We start from the raw sequence: 16,494 nt of genomic DNA, 5'->3' as shown, positions 1-16,494 counted from the left end.
TTTTGATGCCAATAGATGCCTCTCGGCCATTGAAAGCTAATAAACAGCCGTTGCTACGCAGTATTTCTCTAGAGCCATCCAGTTCAATATTATGAATGACCTGTTGCCAAACCTGCTCGATTTCGTATGGCTGGTTGCTAAGGTCGCTGTCTCGATTAACACTAGCGCTATGGTAAACTTCCTGATTCGGTGTTGAGGTTGTCACTAAATCAGGGGTTTTGGGTATGCCATTAGTAGAGGTGTCCGGGTGTGGTTGAGACCCTAACCTTTCTGAAGGCTTAGGCTCCTCAGTTTCCTGAGTCTTTGGCTTCTGAGCTGGTTTACTTGGATGCTCTGGTTTAGGAGTAGTCTGATCTGGGGAAGAGGTTGGTTGATTGTACCGCTCTTTTCTGAGCTGATGTCTCCCAACTGGTGCTAGGTTAGGCTGGTGCCTAGGTTTAACCGAAGGTGCTGAGGGTTTGACTGATGGATTTTTAGGGAATAACTGTGAGGTTTCTACGGATTGAGAGGCAAGAGCCGCTGGCAATAAACCCATTAGGGTTACTTCTAACCAGAGACGGGGCTGGGTAGTGTTTTTGATCTGAACTTCACTGTCTTTTAGATGCTGTTGACCACGTAAAATACTCTCCACATCAAGCTGTTTAGCTAACTCACACAGCTTCTGCCAGGTTGGAAGGGTGATGGCTGATAAATTATTACGAGCAGGAGCAGTTTTAGCAATCAACAAATCTCGGTAGAAGCTAGCGAGATTTTGTAGGATAACTAGGGGCTCTCGACCTCTATCGATCAGATAGCCACATTGTTCTAGTACTGCTACTGCTTCAGAAGATGCGATCGCGTTTAGCAATGCCAGCAAGTCTTGTTCAGGTACTGCCCCCACTAAATCCCAAACCTGCTCTACCGTGACCTGTTCATCTAACAAACTCAGTTGATCTAGCAAACTTTCTGCATCCCGGAGCCCCCCTTGAGCCACTTGTGCCACTAGGGTTAAGGCATCTGGTGTAATAGCGATATTTTCGTTAACTGCAATAGCCTTCAGATGAGACACCATTGCCTCTAGGGGAATGCGGCGAAAATCAAAACGTTGGCAGCGGGAAATAATGGTGGGTAATACCCGTTGAGGGTCTGTGGTAGCCAAGATGAAGACTACCCGCTCCGGCGGTTCTTCCAGGGTTTTGAGAAGGGAGTTGAAGGCTGCGGTACTAAGCATATGGCATTCATCGATCACATACACTTTGTAGCGGCACTGGACTGGGGCAAATTGAGCCCGTTCAATGATTTCCCTGATCTTATCTACGCCGGTATGACTAGCTGCGTCCATCTCAGTCACATCCAAGGATAAACCACCAGCGATCTCACGGCAGACGTGACATTCACCACAAGGAAATGGAGTTGGCAAAGGACTCTTGAGACAGTTGAGAGACTTAGCTAAAATCCGTGCCGAAGAGGTTTTTCCCGTACCTCTAGGGCCAGTAAACAAATAGGCAGGGGCAATGCGCTCACTCTCGATGGCATTGGTTAGGGTTTTTGCGATCGCATCTTGCCCCACTAAATCCGCAAATCTCTGGGGACGATATTTGTGATGTAGGGGTTCGTAGCTCACGACTTTCTGCTGTGGGGGGCTTACCGGATTGGTCTAGTAGTGTTTTAGTGACATACTCCCGACGCTGCCAAGCACTGGACAGTGCGGGCTTCTTACCAACACCAGCTACTGCTTAGGTTACACGGGTTACTTTATTAACGACACGGTCAGAAGTTACCGCAAGAAGAGGGTTTGAAGTTACCGTAAGACAGGGTCGCCTTTATGGTCGGCAGGCTATGGGTAAAAGGGTTAAGGCTATTGTTATAAGGCGACCCTGTCTAAGGCGCGCGTCTCTGGCCTTTATGGTTAGTCGGCTATGGGTAAAGGGTTAAAACTTTATGATTAAGGCTGCCCTCTTCTAAGGTTTCGCCTCCGGGATGCCCCGACCCGCCGGAACAATACAAAAAAAGTTCATTAACCAAAGTACTGCTGGAATTTTACCCATCCACAGATAACTCAAACTATCAAGTTTTTTCTGAAGGTCACCCCATATTCCAGGTTGTAAAGGTACAGGCACGTAGGTGGCGGTTAGCTCTTAATTTGTTTTTCCCTACTATCGGTAGTATATCGCATTGGCATTTCGACGTTCCGACCCTTGCCCCGCGCTTCCCATACGACACTTACCCTATCAGGTATTGTGCGGGGCTTCTCACGGTTTAGCTAATAGTGTTTTAATTTTAGGCAAGACAGATCGGGGTCTTATGAGGGATTGCTGGAGAGAGGGTTTTGTTAAACCTTTATCTTCGGTGGTAATCTTTCACCAAAGATAGTAACAGGGATATCAGATTCCCATACTACTGATCGGTTAGCTTACGTAAACTATATAATCGAGCATTTCCACCTCATCGATATATATCATCTTCTGTTTTAATTATGGAATCAGCTATTTCTTCTTCTGTTAGTACTACTGACGAATTACCCCGCGAGGTGAGAGTTGCTCAACTGCGTAATCTGGTAGAAACTCTACACATCGCAGATGAAATTGCCAGCCAAGGCTACCTGATTAGTAGTTCTGAACTGGCGGATTTAATGGATGTCAACGCCAGCGCTGTCACCAGTCGGGGGAACCACTGGTCTTGGCGCAACTGGGTTGTGTCCAGGGTCAGGCGTGAAGGTAATCAAATTCTGTGGCAGTTAGAACGGGTAGACAAAGGGAATATAATGGATGAAGACTAAACCTTAAAAGACTAAGCGCTAGATAAGGGCGTGCCTATACTACGTTGAGACTATGTTGGTAAGCAGTCAGCGGTCAGCGGTCAAGTTATTTGATTCAAAAGCTGTTCGCACCTCAAGTAGGTTGGCCAGAGGCTGTTGGCTGATAGCTGATACGCGACACGCGCTATAACTTACCTATGTTGAGTGTTTACCCTTGACTGACTGTTAAGGATTAATACTCAACACTCAACAGTACCACTGGTGCATTAAACCCCATAAAAACAACTTGATATTACTCATATGTCTTGTCACAACTGGGATGATGGGAAAATAGCTAATATATTGGCAGTAACCCTAGTCTTGCCAATGTAGGTTACAGCGCAAGAACATGGGTCAAACAGAGCGAGCAGCTTCATGGCATCCGTACCCAAAATGACTTCACCTGTCTCGGAAAACCCGAAGAATTTGATCCGCCCATTTCAATACCATGATTTGGCAGCAATTGAGAAGCTACTGCAACAGGCAACTGATGAGCAGAGTAAGATCTGCCCATCAGTTGACCAACAGCCACTTAAGCAAGTTAGACGCTGGTATTGGTTGCTGAAGTTTTTGAGTTGGTTTCCCAACCCCTACCAGTACAGTTTTTGTATCTATGTGGCTGAGCAACTCCAACAGCTGCGCGGACTGATCAAAATTTCCCCATTTAATCACACCCGTAGTACTTGGCGGGTGGAGCAGGTGTTAGTTGATGCCAACACTCCTCTAGTAAGTAACACCCTGGCAACTAGAGACATTGGCTCGGCTCTGTTGCGCTATTGCTTTGAAAAAATTTGGCAAGCGCGAACTTGGTTATTGGAAGTCAATATCAATCATAAAAGTTCACTGGCTCTGTATCGGCAAAACGGATTCCAGCCCCTAGCTCAGATGACCTATTGGGCGATTGAGCCAAAACTGCTGGAAAAATTGGCGGTTCGTGAACCAGATTTGCCGAACCTGTTGCCTGTCAGTAACGCAGATGCTCAGTTGCTCTATCAGCTGGATACGGCATCAATGCCACCAATAGTGCGTAAGGTTTTTGACCGCCATATTCAGGATTTTCAAACCAGTATGTCACGGAAAATCATTGATTCACTGTGGCAGTGGCTAAATCATACTGAAGTAATCAGTGCCTATGTATTTGAACCACAGCGTAAAGTCGCCGTTGGCTATTTTCGGCTGCGACTGTGCCGTGATGGTAACCGTACCAACTCAGCTGAGTTAACAGTTCATCCAGCCTACAATTACCTATATCCAGAGTTACTGTCTCAGATAGCAAGGATTGCTCAAAAACTGCCTTCCCAATCCCTAAATCTGGCAACGGCTGACTATCAAGCTGAGCAGGAAGAGTATCTAGCTCAGCTGGGAGCAGAACGGATTGAGCATACTCTGCTGATGTCCCGTTCCGTCTGGCATAAGTTGCGGGAAACCAAGTCTGTTACTTTTGAGTTATCTGATGTGCTTCAGGGGCTACAGCCAGCTCGAACTCCAATCCCCAGCCGCATATCCTGGTCACAATCCCCATCGAAGAAACACCGTGCTAAGGTAAAAAAGGTCTCCATTGGGGTTTCCCAGTCCTCCAGTGTAGTCTCTCAAGAGGAGAGGGTGTCAGTTAAATCTTCACCGCAGAAGTAGTTAGTTATCCCCACTTGGGTTATAAAAGCTAATTTACAGATGCCCCATACCTAATGTGCCATTCCCCAAATTCGCTCTTTGACTAAAAATGGATAGCATAGGAGCTTAAGTTATGGAAAGAATTTCAGCACTGGGATTGGATTTGGGAAGCAAACGTATTGGTGTGGCGGGTTGTGATGGGACGGGTTTGATTGCTACTGGTTTAACTACCATTGAACGTACCTCCTTTCAACGGGATGTTGACCAACTGCGAGATTTAGTTGAAACCAGAGAAGTGCAGGTACTGGTGGTAGGTTTACCTTATTCGATGGATGGAACCCTGGGTTTCCAGGCACGAAAGGTGCAAAAATTGGCTAGGCGATTAGCAGCAGCACTCCAGCTGCCGGTAGAGTATATCGATGAACGGCTTACCTCTTGGGAGGCTGAATCGCGACTCAAGGCGAGTAAGCGATCGCTTACCCACAATAAAGGACTGATTGACCGTCACGCTGCTGCTATTATCCTACAACAGTGGTTAGATAGGCGGCGCTCAGCTAATAATCAAAATCCCCCAGCCTCGGGGAATTGAATCACTTCTTGATGGTGATAGAATAGAAAACTGTTGACTTATACTAATTAAACTTTATCGATGAGTCTAACTCAAGAACGTAAAACTGAAATTATTAATGGCTACCAGGTTCATGAAACTGACACTGGTTCGGCAGAGGTGCAAGTGGCTATCCTGACTGAGCGTATCAATACATTAAGTCTCCATCTACAAAGCCACAAAAAAGATTACTCGTCTAGACGGGGATTATTAAAGATGATCGGTCGCCGCAAGCGCTTACTTAGCTATATTCGTCAAGACGATCAACAACGGTATAAAAACTTGATTGAGCGCTTAGGTATTCGGGGTTAGACCCTAGTTGAACGGACCCTAGTTGAAAAGAGTGTATGTCTACTGAACCGTCACGGGAGCGATTGCCTTTTGAACCACGTCAAAAGCGCAAAAAGAACCCTAAAGCCCAAAATTCATCAACAAATCCCCAAACTACTCCAAAGGAAAAACCCAGTCAAACTACTGTCAAGCAAGATAAGAAACAAGATAAGAAGCAAGATTTGCCAAGGGCAGCCTCAAAGGACTCAATGGCAATCCCCGATGTGGTCAGTAAACGGATGGTGCGTCGGATGGGTCTAATGTGTGGTATTCCTAGTTTCTTAGGGATAGCTACATTTGTGGTGAGCTATTTATTGATCACACAGGTTGGGGTAGAGTTACCCCATGTGGCAGTGATTATGGTGAGTATGGGATGCTTTGGTCTAGGTGTGTTGGGGTTGAGCTATGGTGTTCTTTCTGCTTCGTGGGAGGAAGATATACCAGGAACCTTTTTTGGTTGGCAAGAGTTCACCACTAACCTAGGCAGATTGACATCAGCATGGCGTGCTGCTAAGACAAAGAGTTAATCCTTTGAGGATCCTATGGTATCAGTTTGGGGATAAGGTGAACAGCCTTAGAAAGTTAGCAGCGTTAGTGGGTGCTGGGGTGACAAGCCGTCTTGTTGTCACCCCCTCAGGCACTTCAAAGTGGCTCGATCCAAGTTTTGCGAATTTTATCAATCAAAAATATCATCAAATCTCTGGTGGTTTGAGGCTTACTTTGGTTTTGTTGATAATCCAGCCACTGTTGACGCAATTCAATCACTTCATGTTTGAAGCCACTGGATGCACACTGAGCCGGGCGTAGGTGATATCCTGCTAGATAAAACAATTCTCGTAGCTTGAAAATTAGGTTGTCGATGTCGGCAAAAGAAAAGGATTGAAGCACAATATGCTTGTTACCTGTTCGATTTAGCCATCTTTGATAAAGTGGAGTGTTAAGAGTTTGAAGCTCATCGAAGAAGTTAGGAGTACAGGTAACAACAAAGGCCATGGAGGGATATCCATTTTCGGCACCAATTCGATTCAAAGAAGAGTGAAAATTACGGATTGTTTCTAAACAGGTCATAGCCTGGTCTCGTCCCAGTTTTCTAACCAAACTTTCTAATTCATCAACCAGTACAACAACTAAATTAATACCACTATATTTGAGAATTCTGAAGATAACATCTGTGAGTTTACCCTCCTTAGAAAGTTGTTTGGCTGAGGGCTCAAAGTCGGTAACTGCAACCTCAGGCTTCTTGATAATCTTGAGATAGTTCTGGACAAATTTGGTATCTTCTTGACTAGATTCCTGGATAGCTCTCTCATACAAGGCTTGCTGAGTTTGACCGGAAAATTCCCGTAGAAGTTGTTTAAAAAACGGTCTGTCTCGGAAAACTTCCAATAAATCTTTTAAAGAAACTGGAGAGCCAACTGCTCCCAAAAGTAATAGAATCAGGTTGGCATAGAATTTTTCGATCTCCTCTCGGGACTTTCCGTCTTGAGTCATGAATCGATCCCGTACTGACTCATAAGCAGACCTGAGCACTTCTGGATAATGGTTAACAATTTCACGATGACCATTACTCTGGTCTACTAATTTCATGCCCTGAATAACTCGGAATTCAAATTCATGCTTGTCCAAGATTCGGCTTAAATCAACACGGCTGACGATGGATCCAGGAGGAGCATCACGCAGAAGTAACCAATGTAGATAGGAAATGAAGTGGGTTTTTCCAGCTCCATAATCTCCTATGACCAATTTTTCTAGGGGTTTTGGTTGGGAGCTGGTTTTTAGGATTTCCTTTTTCAGTTTCAGAATACTTGAGCGGAAGTGATCACCAACTGTAAAATAATCTAGTCCTCCTAAGGGTGTATTGATATTCTCAAGCATACTGAGAATTTGCTTGGCTTCTTCTTGTAACCCATCATGTATTATTGTATTCATAATTGTATTCATAGTTATATACTCTGTTTTACAGCCGTTTTTAGATAAATTGACCTCACGACCGAGAGCTGCAAGCTCCCTAAATCCCCCTCTGCCAAAGTTGGGGGGCTAGGGTGGCGAAACTTGCTGTAAACAATTCATTAATTTTCCAATAGTGGATAATTAATCTACCTGATTATTCCGTGGTTAAAGCTGAGATTGATCTTCTAGATCTTTGATTTTGATAAGTTGATTGATAAAAACCAACCATTCTGTTTCTTTTGATGAAATAATCATTCCATATTTTTCATTTCCAGGGTTGAGTTCTTGGAATTCATAATTTTCTGGATCAAATCCCAGAATTTTGAGTGCCCCAACTAGAATAATTTGGTCACTTACAAATGCATCTATTTCTTGGTGATTAAGAGCATTTATGGCTTCTGCCCTACTACCATACTCTTGGATTTGATTTGTTTTTAAACCAGTGAAGTGTTGTTTGATAGAATTTTTAGTACTGGAAGATTTAAGAACTCCAATTGTTTCATTATTTGAGTCAAACCTTCTTCCTTTTTGAGTCATTATACTCACTGATGTGCTCATAAAAGGAATAGAAAACTGAGTTCCTTTATGGTTATTTCCTATAGTATTAGGTCCACATTCAAGATGGATAGTATTTTTAGCAACTTTCCGGAAGCGAGTTTTCAGGCTGGTTTCATGGAATTCAATATTAATTGTTTTATTAGGTAAATTTTCTTTAATTTGAGACCGTATTAATTCTGCAAAATCAGGACAATACCCTTCATATTTATCCCATTTTCTATGACTAATCGGAGAAGAATCACCTCTTAACCCAAACTTGATCGTGAATTTATCCTGCTTCTCAATTTTTTCTAATATTCCAGGAGGATTCAACAGGTCACCCAAACCTAAAGCCATAGGGGTGATGATAGCAGTGGATACTACAAAAAGCAAGAAACACTTAGTCAAACGCGCAGCTCTGATCATTGATTAAATTCCTTGGTGAGACTTCTGATAAAAGCTGAGTGGTTCAGCTACCCTTACCTTTATTTGTGTAAGAAACTGTGTGTTTTACGCGAAGTTTCAGGAATTTTTTTTGAGGTAATCAATCCTATGTCAATTTTTGCTGGAAAAGGTTATATAGCGGTTTTTATTTTAATGAGGTACATAGGCTTTTTTCCTTATTACCTCTTACCTCTTTTGGCTTCACTGCTCCGTTCGCGTAGCTTGGCCTATGGCCTCAACTCCCTGATCTGAAGCCCCCTAAAAACATATACCTCACCTAATTTCAACCGCTATATAGATGCGCAAATGCAAGGATATACCATTATTTTGTGCTTAGAAGAACTGCAAAAATGCCGCAGTTTGGAGCTTTGCAGCCAAGCATTTTGATATCATAGTATAAGCGACCTGGTTTATAGACATTAAACACGATAAACCCTGTATTAGCGCGACTTAAATCAGATCCAATACCATGGAGCTTAATATCTAAGTCTTGTGTATCATTATCGCCCCCGACTAACAGGATATATCGACCTGTTTTTGGAATGTCTACATAAACGGTTTGCGTTGTGTAACCGCGCATAAAGCGGTGATAATATGGGACATCCTTCAGGCTAATTAGATCATACCCTTCTGATTTTAAGCGAGCTCTCATATTCAGCCCAGCCTCATACATAGACCGACTAGAAGCACGTGTTTGTTGTCCAAAAGCTGTGCGGACACCACTCGTAAATACAATAACTGTTGCCGCAATGGTAGCGGAAAACTGACGAACAATTTGGTTTTTCATGAGAATGAATTTCTTGTTCAAAAGTTGACATAAGCTCTTACCATTACTTGTGGAAGCAGGGATACTTTTTTACGCGAAGTCTCAATATTTTTTTTAAATTTATTTTTTTACTAATCTAGATAGGTACATTTATTAATAACATTTGATACTGTATAAATTATCATTAATAACTTTTATATTATAAAATAAATCAGCAAAGTACCTCAACTGATTGATAAATAAAAGAGTAATGAGTCGAGAGAGAACAAGATAGAACAGAGCATTGGATCCAGATCACAAGCTCAAAGGCAAATGCTGGTGAGAGTTACGGACACCGATTGGTCTTTACAACGTGAAATTATGCCTAGCTACTACACCCTAGGGCTATAGGATTTACAAATAGGTGATGAACAATCTTGCTGTGTCTTGATGCAGTCGCTCATGGGGGAAACCCCCAAGACCGCGCTGCATCGCTTGTTCATAACATCAAAAACTCTTCATATTTCTTTCCTATTCTGACCTGTGCCCTGTTCATCTTCCCTTTTTCCATAAGTCTTATGTTTACATCTCAAATAAAAATCCTATAGCCCTAACGGATCAAAAAATGCGGTCAAAGGAAATTGATTGTAAAGTTTTATAAAATTTGCCGAGTTTTGCGTATAATTTCAGCCCTGGTGCCTGAATACAAGTAGGGATAGTTTATTACTCCCCCATGATGAGCTGGGAGTACTGGCGATTGTTGATCGACCAAATCCCTTCAGGGTGTCAATCTACCAATAAGGACAAAAGCAAATTACTAAATTCTCTTGAAAAGGCTAAAAAAATATTGGGATGTCACTCAACATGTCACCACGAGATGATTTTAACTCTCAACTTCAACGGCTGGTGCTCGAAGCTCAAAAGCATCCGCCACAGAATAGGGAACAGAATAACGAATGGAAGCATCTTGTTAATCAGATAGTTGCTATTATCATGGAGCTTCCCCACAACCTCCGTCGCCCGGCAGTACGTAGTTTACCTATTGTTCAACAAATTTCTCAGGCTCTAGAAGAGCAACTTTTGCAGGATGTCCATCAGGAGCTTGACCATGACAATTGGCAACGGACAAGCATCAGGGAATGGGCAAATTCTTTACGTGATCAGGCTCTGAAAAAAATACTGAGGGATCCTTTACTCAATAGTATAGCTCTGGAAGCTAAACAAGCAGTAGTCGGAAGCAATGAACGGAAGGTAGCTTTAAGCCTTTTGATGGAAGCTATCCACATGGCCAATCGATTCGGTCATCCTTACGGAGCCTCGCTCCCGCCTGATGTTTACAATTATGTTCGTAATGAGGCACTCCAGAAGACTCTGATGGAAATTTGTAAAAAGATGGATAATTACCATCCGAATCGGGATGTGATGGCATGGGTGAACTTTCTGCTGAATAGTAAATGGATTGAAGTTTACAACAAATATATAAGGCAAGGGATTACACACTTACCCAAACACAGCAACAATCATTCAGAGGATAGTCAGCAGTTAACTTTTGTAACTAGTCCAGATATTATAGAAACGTTTTGGCGAAATGATGAGACAATATCTCAATCTCAGGAACTGCGACAATTAATTGAAGAAGATCCTGATCACATGTTCACTAAAGAGCATATCAGAGGACGACCAGATGTCAACTTTAAAGTGTTAGCTCTGGCTAAAATTTGGGAAGACAAATCCTGGGAAGAACTAGCGATTAGATTTCAAATTGATTCGATCCAAACTATGTCAAGTTTTTATAACAGAAGATTGCGTAAATTCAAGCCTTATCTACAGCAATATATAGAAGAGTAGCTTGAAGCAATTAAACAGATGTCAATTATGAACATGAGTAACCTAACTGAATCATTAACGTTTACAGTACCGCTATCTGGGGAAGCCCATATAATAGCTAAACAATTCTGTAAAAGGCAACTTACTTTGCAGAAAGCTAAACAAGTTTATCATAACACTCTAGCAGTACATGCAGTAAATTTTTACCTGGGATGCTTGGGATGGGAAACGAATTTAAATCAAAGTGATAGTTACGATCCAGTGATGCAAGCTTTTACAGATGTGGCAGATTTAGAGGTCAAAAACCATGGCAAGTTAGAGTGTCGTGCCCTGTTGTCGGAAGCAGAGTTTTGCCATGTTCCAGCAGACGTTTGGGAAGACCGAATTTGCTATCTTGTTGTGCATCTCAACGAATCCCTTACACAAGCAACAATTCTGGGATTTGCTCCCTCAGTAGCTGAGAATAAGGGAAATTTACCTGTTAGTAAATTGCGCTCTCTTACAGAATTTCCAGAGTATATAACTAGCAAAAAAATAGTTAACTTAAGCCAATGGCTGCAAGAAACTTTTGAAGCCGGTTGGTTGACGGTTGAGGAGCTGAATCCCCAACTAGTCTATGGTTTTATGCCAATTGAGATTAAAAGGGGAAAGCTAATCAATTTGGGAATTGACTTGGTGAGTCAAGATGTGATTTTACTCGCTTCTATTAAGGAAGATGAACAATCCGAACTGAGTATTAAAATTCAAGTTTATCCCAATAAGGAGCAGACCTATTTGCCGAATGAACTCAAGCTAATAGTCCTTGATGAACTTGGGGAAGTTTTTGAAGAAGTTACCGCTCAAGAGACTGATAAATTTATCCAATATGAGTTTTTGGGTGAGTCTGGAGAAGAGTTCTCTATCAAAATCGCTCTCGGAAATACTATTTATCAGGAAAAATTCGTGATTTAAAAGGGCTGATATGAATAAGCAAGTTTTACTAGAAATTAAAGAAACAGCCGAAAAAGACTTGATTGTTAATGTCAAAATTTATGAAAGTAAAACGGGTCTTTATTATTACACCCTACTAGCAGGAGTTCAAGGTAAACTACTGCAAGCTACCAAGATTTATAGCAAGTATCAAGAATGGCAGGGTCGCTATCGGAATTTAGCAGCATTCTTAGCTTTTCGCATCAGGCGTAAAGAATCTGGACAATTGACCAACTTTAGTGAAATGGAGCAAGGATTTGAAAATTGTCATCAACAAGCTAAACAGTTGTCAACAAGCTTGACTAGTTGGTCAGATGGTCATGATTTTTTACCTGTCAAGACCGTTTTATCCAAACACTTATCCCCAGATGATAACATTCAAATACTGCTGGAAACTAAAAACTTTGAGTTACGCAAATTGCCATGGCATTTGTGTAATTTACTCCCCGATAATGTGAATCACATTCCAGTGGAAATTGCTTTAACTGCTCCGGAATTTCAGCGCATTTCCAAGCCACCTCTTTCACCAACCTCTAAATAAAAAATTAGAATTCTGGCTGTCTTTGGGAGTAATATTGATCAAAAATATAGTCGGCAAGCCCTGGAAGAGTTAGTGGGGGATGAAGAAATTAAGCTCCTAGAAGAACCGGATCTTGATACTTTGAAGAGTCAGCTGAAATCAGAAAAGGGATGGGACATTGTCTTCTTTTCAGGCCATGGTGAAAGCCAGCAAGATGGTCAGGAAGGTAGAATAGAGCTTAACCAAAATCTAAGGGTAACAATCTCAGACTTAAAGGATGCCCTCGGCGAAGCAATTGGAAAAGGATTACGGCTAGCTATTTTCAACTGCTGTGATGGTTTGGGTATCGCCAATCAGTTGGCAGGACAAGATTTATATCTGCCGCAAATTATTGTGATGCGGGAGGCCATACCAGACAAGGTAGCGCCTCAATTTCTCCAGTATTTTCTGGAAACCTTTACCAAAAACGAGTCTTTATACACAGCTGTGCGAAAAGCTAGGCACAAGCTAGAAGCATTAGAACAAGACTATCCCTGTGCCAGCTGGTTGCCCGTTATTGTCCAGAATCCGGCAGAGGTGCCTCCACTGTGGCAGGATTTGGGGCGTCGCCCCACAGATGTTTGCCCTTATCGGGGTTTGTTGGCTTTCAGGGAGGATAACGCCGAGTTTTTCTTTGGTCGAGAGGCTTTCACAAAAAAGCTAGTGGAGGCAGTATACCAAGATTCTTTGGTTACTGTGATTGCACCTTCTGGTAGCGGCAAATCTTCAGTAGTCCATGCTGGTCTTATCCCCAAGCTCAAACAAAACGGTAAGTGGCAGATTTTGTCCTTCCGTCCAGGGTACACTCCTTTTTCGGCTTTGGCATCGGCACTGATTTCCCATCTGGAACCTCAGCTACAGATTGATCCAACAACAAGAGACCAAAAAATTGCTAACCTAGCTGCTACTTGGCAACGGGAAGATGGTGCTTTAAGGAAAAAACTTGAAGCGATTGTGTTGGAAAAACCTGATACCCCTTTGCTGTTGGTAATAGACCAGTTTGAGGAATTATACACACTCTGTGAGGAAAAGGAGTGCCAGTGCTTTTTGGAGCAATTGCTGGAGGTGGTTAAGGCATTAAAACCTTACGCACAAAAGTTTACGTTTGTACTCACCCTGCGAGCGGATTTTCTTGGACATGCTCTGTCTGATCGCTCCTTTGCTGATGTCATCGCTGATGCTGACCAGATGCTCGGTCCGATGAACCGTCAGGAACTAGAAGAGGCGATCACTAAGCCAGCAGAAAAACTGGGAGTAAGGATTGAAGAAGGGCTAACCCAACGTATTCTGGATGATGTGAACGCACAGCCTGGGCAATTACCTTTATTACAGTTTGCTCTTACTCAGCTATGGGACAAAATGAAGGATGCTCAGCTAACTGATGCTGCCTACCAAGACATTGGAAGAGTGCAAGGGGCTTTAGCTCAATATGCAGACCAAGTTTATCAGAAACTCCATAGCCAAGATCAAGAACGAGTACGGAAAATCTTTATCCAACTGGTAGATCCAACTAACTATACTCGACGCATAGCAACCCGTAAGGAGGTAGGAGAGCAAAACTGGGATTTGATTAGAAAACTAGCTGATCAGCGCTTGGTAATTACCAGTAGCCACCAGTCTTGCGATCGCAAGGGCAATCTATTTTTAGAAGAAACCGTTGAGATTGTCCATGAAGCACTGATTAAGGGATGGTCTACCCTAGAAACTTGGGTGGAATTAGATCAAGATTTCCGCATTTGGCAGGAGAAGCTGCGACGCTCGATGGCGGAATGGGAACAAAAAACGAAAAGTGCAGATCTTCACAGCCAAGGTGAAGATTTTCTGCTGCGAGGTCTGCCTTTGGCGGAGGCTGAAGATTGGTTAAAGAAGCGATCGCAGGAAATAAACCCAGATGAGCAAGAGTTCATCAACCACAGCATCAAAGCCCGCAATCGTAGAAGAAAGCACATTATTGTTGGACTTACTAGCTTCTCTGTGATTGTTTCAGTTCTAGCAATCTGGGCTGGGGTGTCAGCAATTAGTGAGGCTAATCAAAAAATTGGTGCTCAAATAGCCTTGTCAGAATCCCAGTTTGCCTTAAATCAGCGCCTTAATGCCCTTGTCGAAGGTATACGAGCGTCGAGAGAACTTACAAAATTGCAAGGGTGGGGTCTTGCCAAAAAGAATATCCAGACAAAAGTTGCGAGTACTTTACCCCAATTAGTTTATGGAGTCAGAGAGCAAAATCGTTTCAGTGGGCATAGTGACAAAGTAGAAGCTGTCAGTTTTAGTCCAGATGGTAAGCTTATTGCCACAGCCAGTGCTGACAAAACAGTAAAGCTTTGGCATCCAGACGGTCAACTCGTAGCAACTCTCGAAGAACATCGCCATTGGGTCAATAGTATTAGTTTTAGTCCTGACGGTAAGCTGATTGCTACAGCTAGTTCTGACAAAACAGTAAAGCTTTGGCAGATTGAATGTGCTGCTTTTGAAGATGAGCGCTGTGTGAAAGTGAAAGGAAAACTGCTCAAAACCCTGGAAGGGCATAACAATTGGGTTCTTGATGTCAGTTTTAGTCCCGATGGTCAAACCCTGGCCACAGCTAGCAGAGATGGTACCGTCAAACTCTGGAGCCAAGATGGTGTCTTGCTACGAGATATCCCAGTGAAAAGCGATCGTCTCGAAGAGAATCAAGTCTGGGGTGTGAGCTTCAGTCCAGATGGTAAGATACTAGCCACCGCCAATGAAGACAGAACTGTTAAACTGTTGAGTCTGGAGGGAACTGTAATCCAAACCTTTTACCAGCACGGAGACAGAGTTCGAGATGTCAGTTTTAGTCCTGATGGCAAGCTGATTGCATCAGGGAGTGATGACAATACCGCTATCATTTGGCAGCGGGATGGCACTTTTGTCAAAACCCTTGAAGGACATAACGGACATGTCAATGGTGTAAGTTTTAGCCCCAATAGTCAGACTATAGTTACGGTCAGCGATGGTGACGATGAAAATGTCAAACTTTGGACCATAGATGGAGCTTTACTGAAAACTTTCAACGGACACACTGCCAGGGTCAAAGGCGTGAGCTTTAGTCCAGATGGTGAGATAATCGCTACAGGGAGCTGGGACTATACAGTCCGACTCTGGAGCCTAGTTGGTATGTTTCCCCAAAGCCTTGAAGGTCATAGTAATCGGGCTATGGACGTTAATTTTAGTCCAGATGGTCAAACCCTTGCTTCGGCTAGTTGGGATGGAACTGTCAAGCTCTGGAAGCTGGATGGTACCTTGTTCAAGACTCTTAAACATGGTGATGGAGTAAACGGTGTCAGTTTTAGTCCAGACGGTAAAATACTTGCCACGGTTAGCTCTAGTAAAGCCAGAGTTGTCCAACTTTGGAGCCTAGATGGCACTTTACTCAACACCCTTGAAGGGCATAAGCACTACATCAGAGATCTAAGCTTCAGTCCAGATGGCCAGATACTGGCTACCGCAAGTGGCGATCGCACTGTCAAACTTTGGAGTCGTAACGGCAAGTTACTCCATACCCTTGAGGGTCATCTGGAACCTCTGTATGGGGTAAGTTTTAGTCCAGATGGCGAAATGATTGCCTCCTCCAGCAAAGACAAAACTGTAAACCTTTGGAGTCGGGAGGGCAAGTTACTCCATACCCTGGAAGGACATAGTGATTGGATATGGAACGTCAGCTTCAGCCCAGATGGTGAAATGATAGCCACCGGTAGCGCTGATGCTACTATCAAACTCTGGAAAAAAGACGGCACTCTGTTAAAAACTCTAGAGGGTCATACAGCTAGGGTTTCCGACGTCACCTTCCATCCCAATGGTCAAGTGATAGCCACCGGTAGCGCTGATGCTACTATCAAACTCTGGAGTCGGGATGGTCAGTTGCTCACTACCCTGGAAGGACACCGAGATCGGGTGATGTCTGTAAGTTTTAGTCCAGATGGTAGGATTCTTGCTTCGGCTAGTGTTGATGGGGCAGTGAAACTCTGGAACCTTAAAAATCAAACATTTAGTTCAGATCTAGATACTCTACTGAAGCTTGGTTGTGAGTGGGCCGGTGATTATTTGAGAACTAACCACGAGGTAGAAAAGAGCGATCGCTCCCTTTGTCATAAGATGGCTACTCAAAATTAAAGCAATCG

General features: G+C 43.1%; 13 protein-coding genes. 9 read left to right on the top strand and 4 right to left on the bottom strand.

Annotation, left to right across the window (positions count from 1 at the left end):
- Window positions 1-1,603 (bottom strand): DNA polymerase III subunit gamma/tau (locus tag F6K49_RS18915; RefSeq protein WP_293099086.1); only part of this gene is annotated, 1,603 nt, incomplete at its 3' end.
- Between the two features lie 852 nt (window positions 1,604-2,455).
- Here F6K49_RS18915 and F6K49_RS18910 point away from each other — a divergent pair.
- From F6K49_RS18910 to F6K49_RS18890, 5 genes are all read left to right on the top strand, one after another.
- The gene (locus F6K49_RS18910; RefSeq protein WP_008188499.1) at window positions 2,456-2,758 is read left to right on the top strand and encodes a hypothetical protein; all 303 of its coding nucleotides are present in this window, start codon (window positions 2,456-2,458) and stop codon (window positions 2,756-2,758) included.
- Window positions 2,759-3,169: 411 nt separating this feature from the next.
- Window positions 3,170-4,408 (top strand): GNAT family N-acetyltransferase, encoded by a 1,239-nt coding sequence (locus tag F6K49_RS18905; protein WP_293041787.1) that lies wholly within the window; start codon window positions 3,170-3,172, stop codon window positions 4,406-4,408.
- Between the two features lie 112 nt (window positions 4,409-4,520).
- A complete protein-coding gene (ruvX, locus tag F6K49_RS18900; protein ID WP_293099083.1) occupies window positions 4,521-4,976 on the top strand; it encodes a Holliday junction resolvase RuvX in 456 nt (151 codons plus the stop codon).
- 60 nt (window positions 4,977-5,036) lie between these two features.
- On the top strand, window positions 5,037-5,306 hold the full coding sequence (rpsO, locus tag F6K49_RS18895; protein WP_070395791.1) for a 30S ribosomal protein S15: 270 nt from the start codon (window positions 5,037-5,039) through the stop codon (window positions 5,304-5,306).
- 35 nt (window positions 5,307-5,341) lie between these two features.
- Window positions 5,342-5,851: a PAM68 family protein gene (locus tag F6K49_RS18890; protein ID WP_293099080.1), complete on the top strand. Its 510-nt coding sequence runs from the start codon at window positions 5,342-5,344 to the stop codon at window positions 5,849-5,851.
- 115 nt (window positions 5,852-5,966) lie between these two features.
- Here the strand turns inward: F6K49_RS18890 and F6K49_RS18885 are convergent, their stop codons facing one another.
- The 3 genes from F6K49_RS18885 to F6K49_RS18875 form a co-directional block, all read right to left on the bottom strand.
- Window positions 5,967-7,253, bottom strand: a complete 1,287-nt coding sequence (locus F6K49_RS18885) for a BREX system ATP-binding domain-containing protein (protein ID WP_293099077.1) — start codon at window positions 7,251-7,253, stop codon at window positions 5,967-5,969.
- A 186-nt stretch (window positions 7,254-7,439) separates the two neighbouring features.
- Complete coding sequence (locus tag F6K49_RS18880) at window positions 7,440-8,237, bottom strand: transporter substrate-binding domain-containing protein (RefSeq protein ID WP_293099074.1); 798 nt, start codon at window positions 8,235-8,237, stop codon at window positions 7,440-7,442.
- A 340-nt stretch (window positions 8,238-8,577) separates the two neighbouring features.
- A complete protein-coding gene (locus tag F6K49_RS18875) occupies window positions 8,578-9,042 on the bottom strand; it encodes a hypothetical protein (RefSeq protein ID WP_293099071.1) in 465 nt (154 codons plus the stop codon).
- A gap of 810 nt (window positions 9,043-9,852) precedes the next feature.
- Here F6K49_RS18875 and F6K49_RS18870 point away from each other — a divergent pair.
- The 4 genes from F6K49_RS18870 to F6K49_RS18855 are packed head-to-tail and all read left to right on the top strand — an operon-like array spanning window position 9,853 to window position 16,486.
- Window positions 9,853-10,848 carry a hypothetical protein gene (locus F6K49_RS18870; protein WP_293099068.1) on the top strand — a complete coding sequence of 332 codons (996 nt, stop codon included), beginning with the start codon at window positions 9,853-9,855 and terminating at the stop codon, window positions 10,846-10,848.
- A gap of 27 nt (window positions 10,849-10,875) precedes the next feature.
- Entirely contained in the window at window positions 10,876-11,778 is a 903-nt protein-coding gene (locus F6K49_RS18865; RefSeq protein ID WP_293099065.1) for a DUF1822 family protein, read from the top strand.
- A gap of 10 nt (window positions 11,779-11,788) precedes the next feature.
- Window positions 11,789-12,337: a hypothetical protein gene (locus F6K49_RS18860; protein WP_293099062.1), complete on the top strand. Its 549-nt coding sequence runs from the start codon at window positions 11,789-11,791 to the stop codon at window positions 12,335-12,337.
- A 3-nt stretch (window positions 12,338-12,340) separates the two neighbouring features.
- The gene (locus F6K49_RS18855) at window positions 12,341-16,486 is read left to right on the top strand and encodes a CHAT domain-containing protein (protein ID WP_366514202.1); all 4,146 of its coding nucleotides are present in this window, start codon (window positions 12,341-12,343) and stop codon (window positions 16,484-16,486) included.
- Window positions 16,487-16,494 lie beyond the last annotated feature (8 nt).

This window comes from Moorena sp. SIO3I6 (genome assembly GCF_010672095.1).
This window is presented reverse-complemented; position numbering and strand designations above follow the sequence as displayed.

What these genes read in the sequence shown, in the direction of transcription:
- F6K49_RS18910 (WP_008188499.1), top strand. Translation starts at nt 2,456, where the DNA reads ATGGAATCAGCTATTTCTTCTTCTGTTAGTACTACTGACGAATTACCC.
- F6K49_RS18905 (WP_293041787.1), top strand. Translation starts at nt 3,170, where the DNA reads ATGACTTCACCTGTCTCGGAAAACCCGAAGAATTTGATCCGCCCATTT.
- ruvX (WP_293099083.1), top strand. Translation starts at nt 4,521, where the DNA reads ATGGAAAGAATTTCAGCACTGGGATTGGATTTGGGAAGCAAACGTATT.
- rpsO (WP_070395791.1), top strand. Translation starts at nt 5,037, where the DNA reads ATGAGTCTAACTCAAGAACGTAAAACTGAAATTATTAATGGCTACCAG.
- F6K49_RS18890 (WP_293099080.1), top strand. Translation starts at nt 5,342, where the DNA reads ATGTCTACTGAACCGTCACGGGAGCGATTGCCTTTTGAACCACGTCAA.
- F6K49_RS18885 (WP_293099077.1), bottom strand. Translation starts at nt 7,253, where the DNA reads ATGAATACAATAATACATGATGGGTTACAAGAAGAAGCCAAGCAAATT.
- F6K49_RS18880 (WP_293099074.1), bottom strand. Translation starts at nt 8,237, where the DNA reads ATGATCAGAGCTGCGCGTTTGACTAAGTGTTTCTTGCTTTTTGTAGTA.
- F6K49_RS18875 (WP_293099071.1), bottom strand. Translation starts at nt 9,042, where the DNA reads ATGAAAAACCAAATTGTTCGTCAGTTTTCCGCTACCATTGCGGCAACA.
- F6K49_RS18870 (WP_293099068.1), top strand. Translation starts at nt 9,853, where the DNA reads ATGTCACTCAACATGTCACCACGAGATGATTTTAACTCTCAACTTCAA.
- F6K49_RS18865 (WP_293099065.1), top strand. Translation starts at nt 10,876, where the DNA reads ATGAACATGAGTAACCTAACTGAATCATTAACGTTTACAGTACCGCTA.
- F6K49_RS18860 (WP_293099062.1), top strand. Translation starts at nt 11,789, where the DNA reads ATGAATAAGCAAGTTTTACTAGAAATTAAAGAAACAGCCGAAAAAGAC.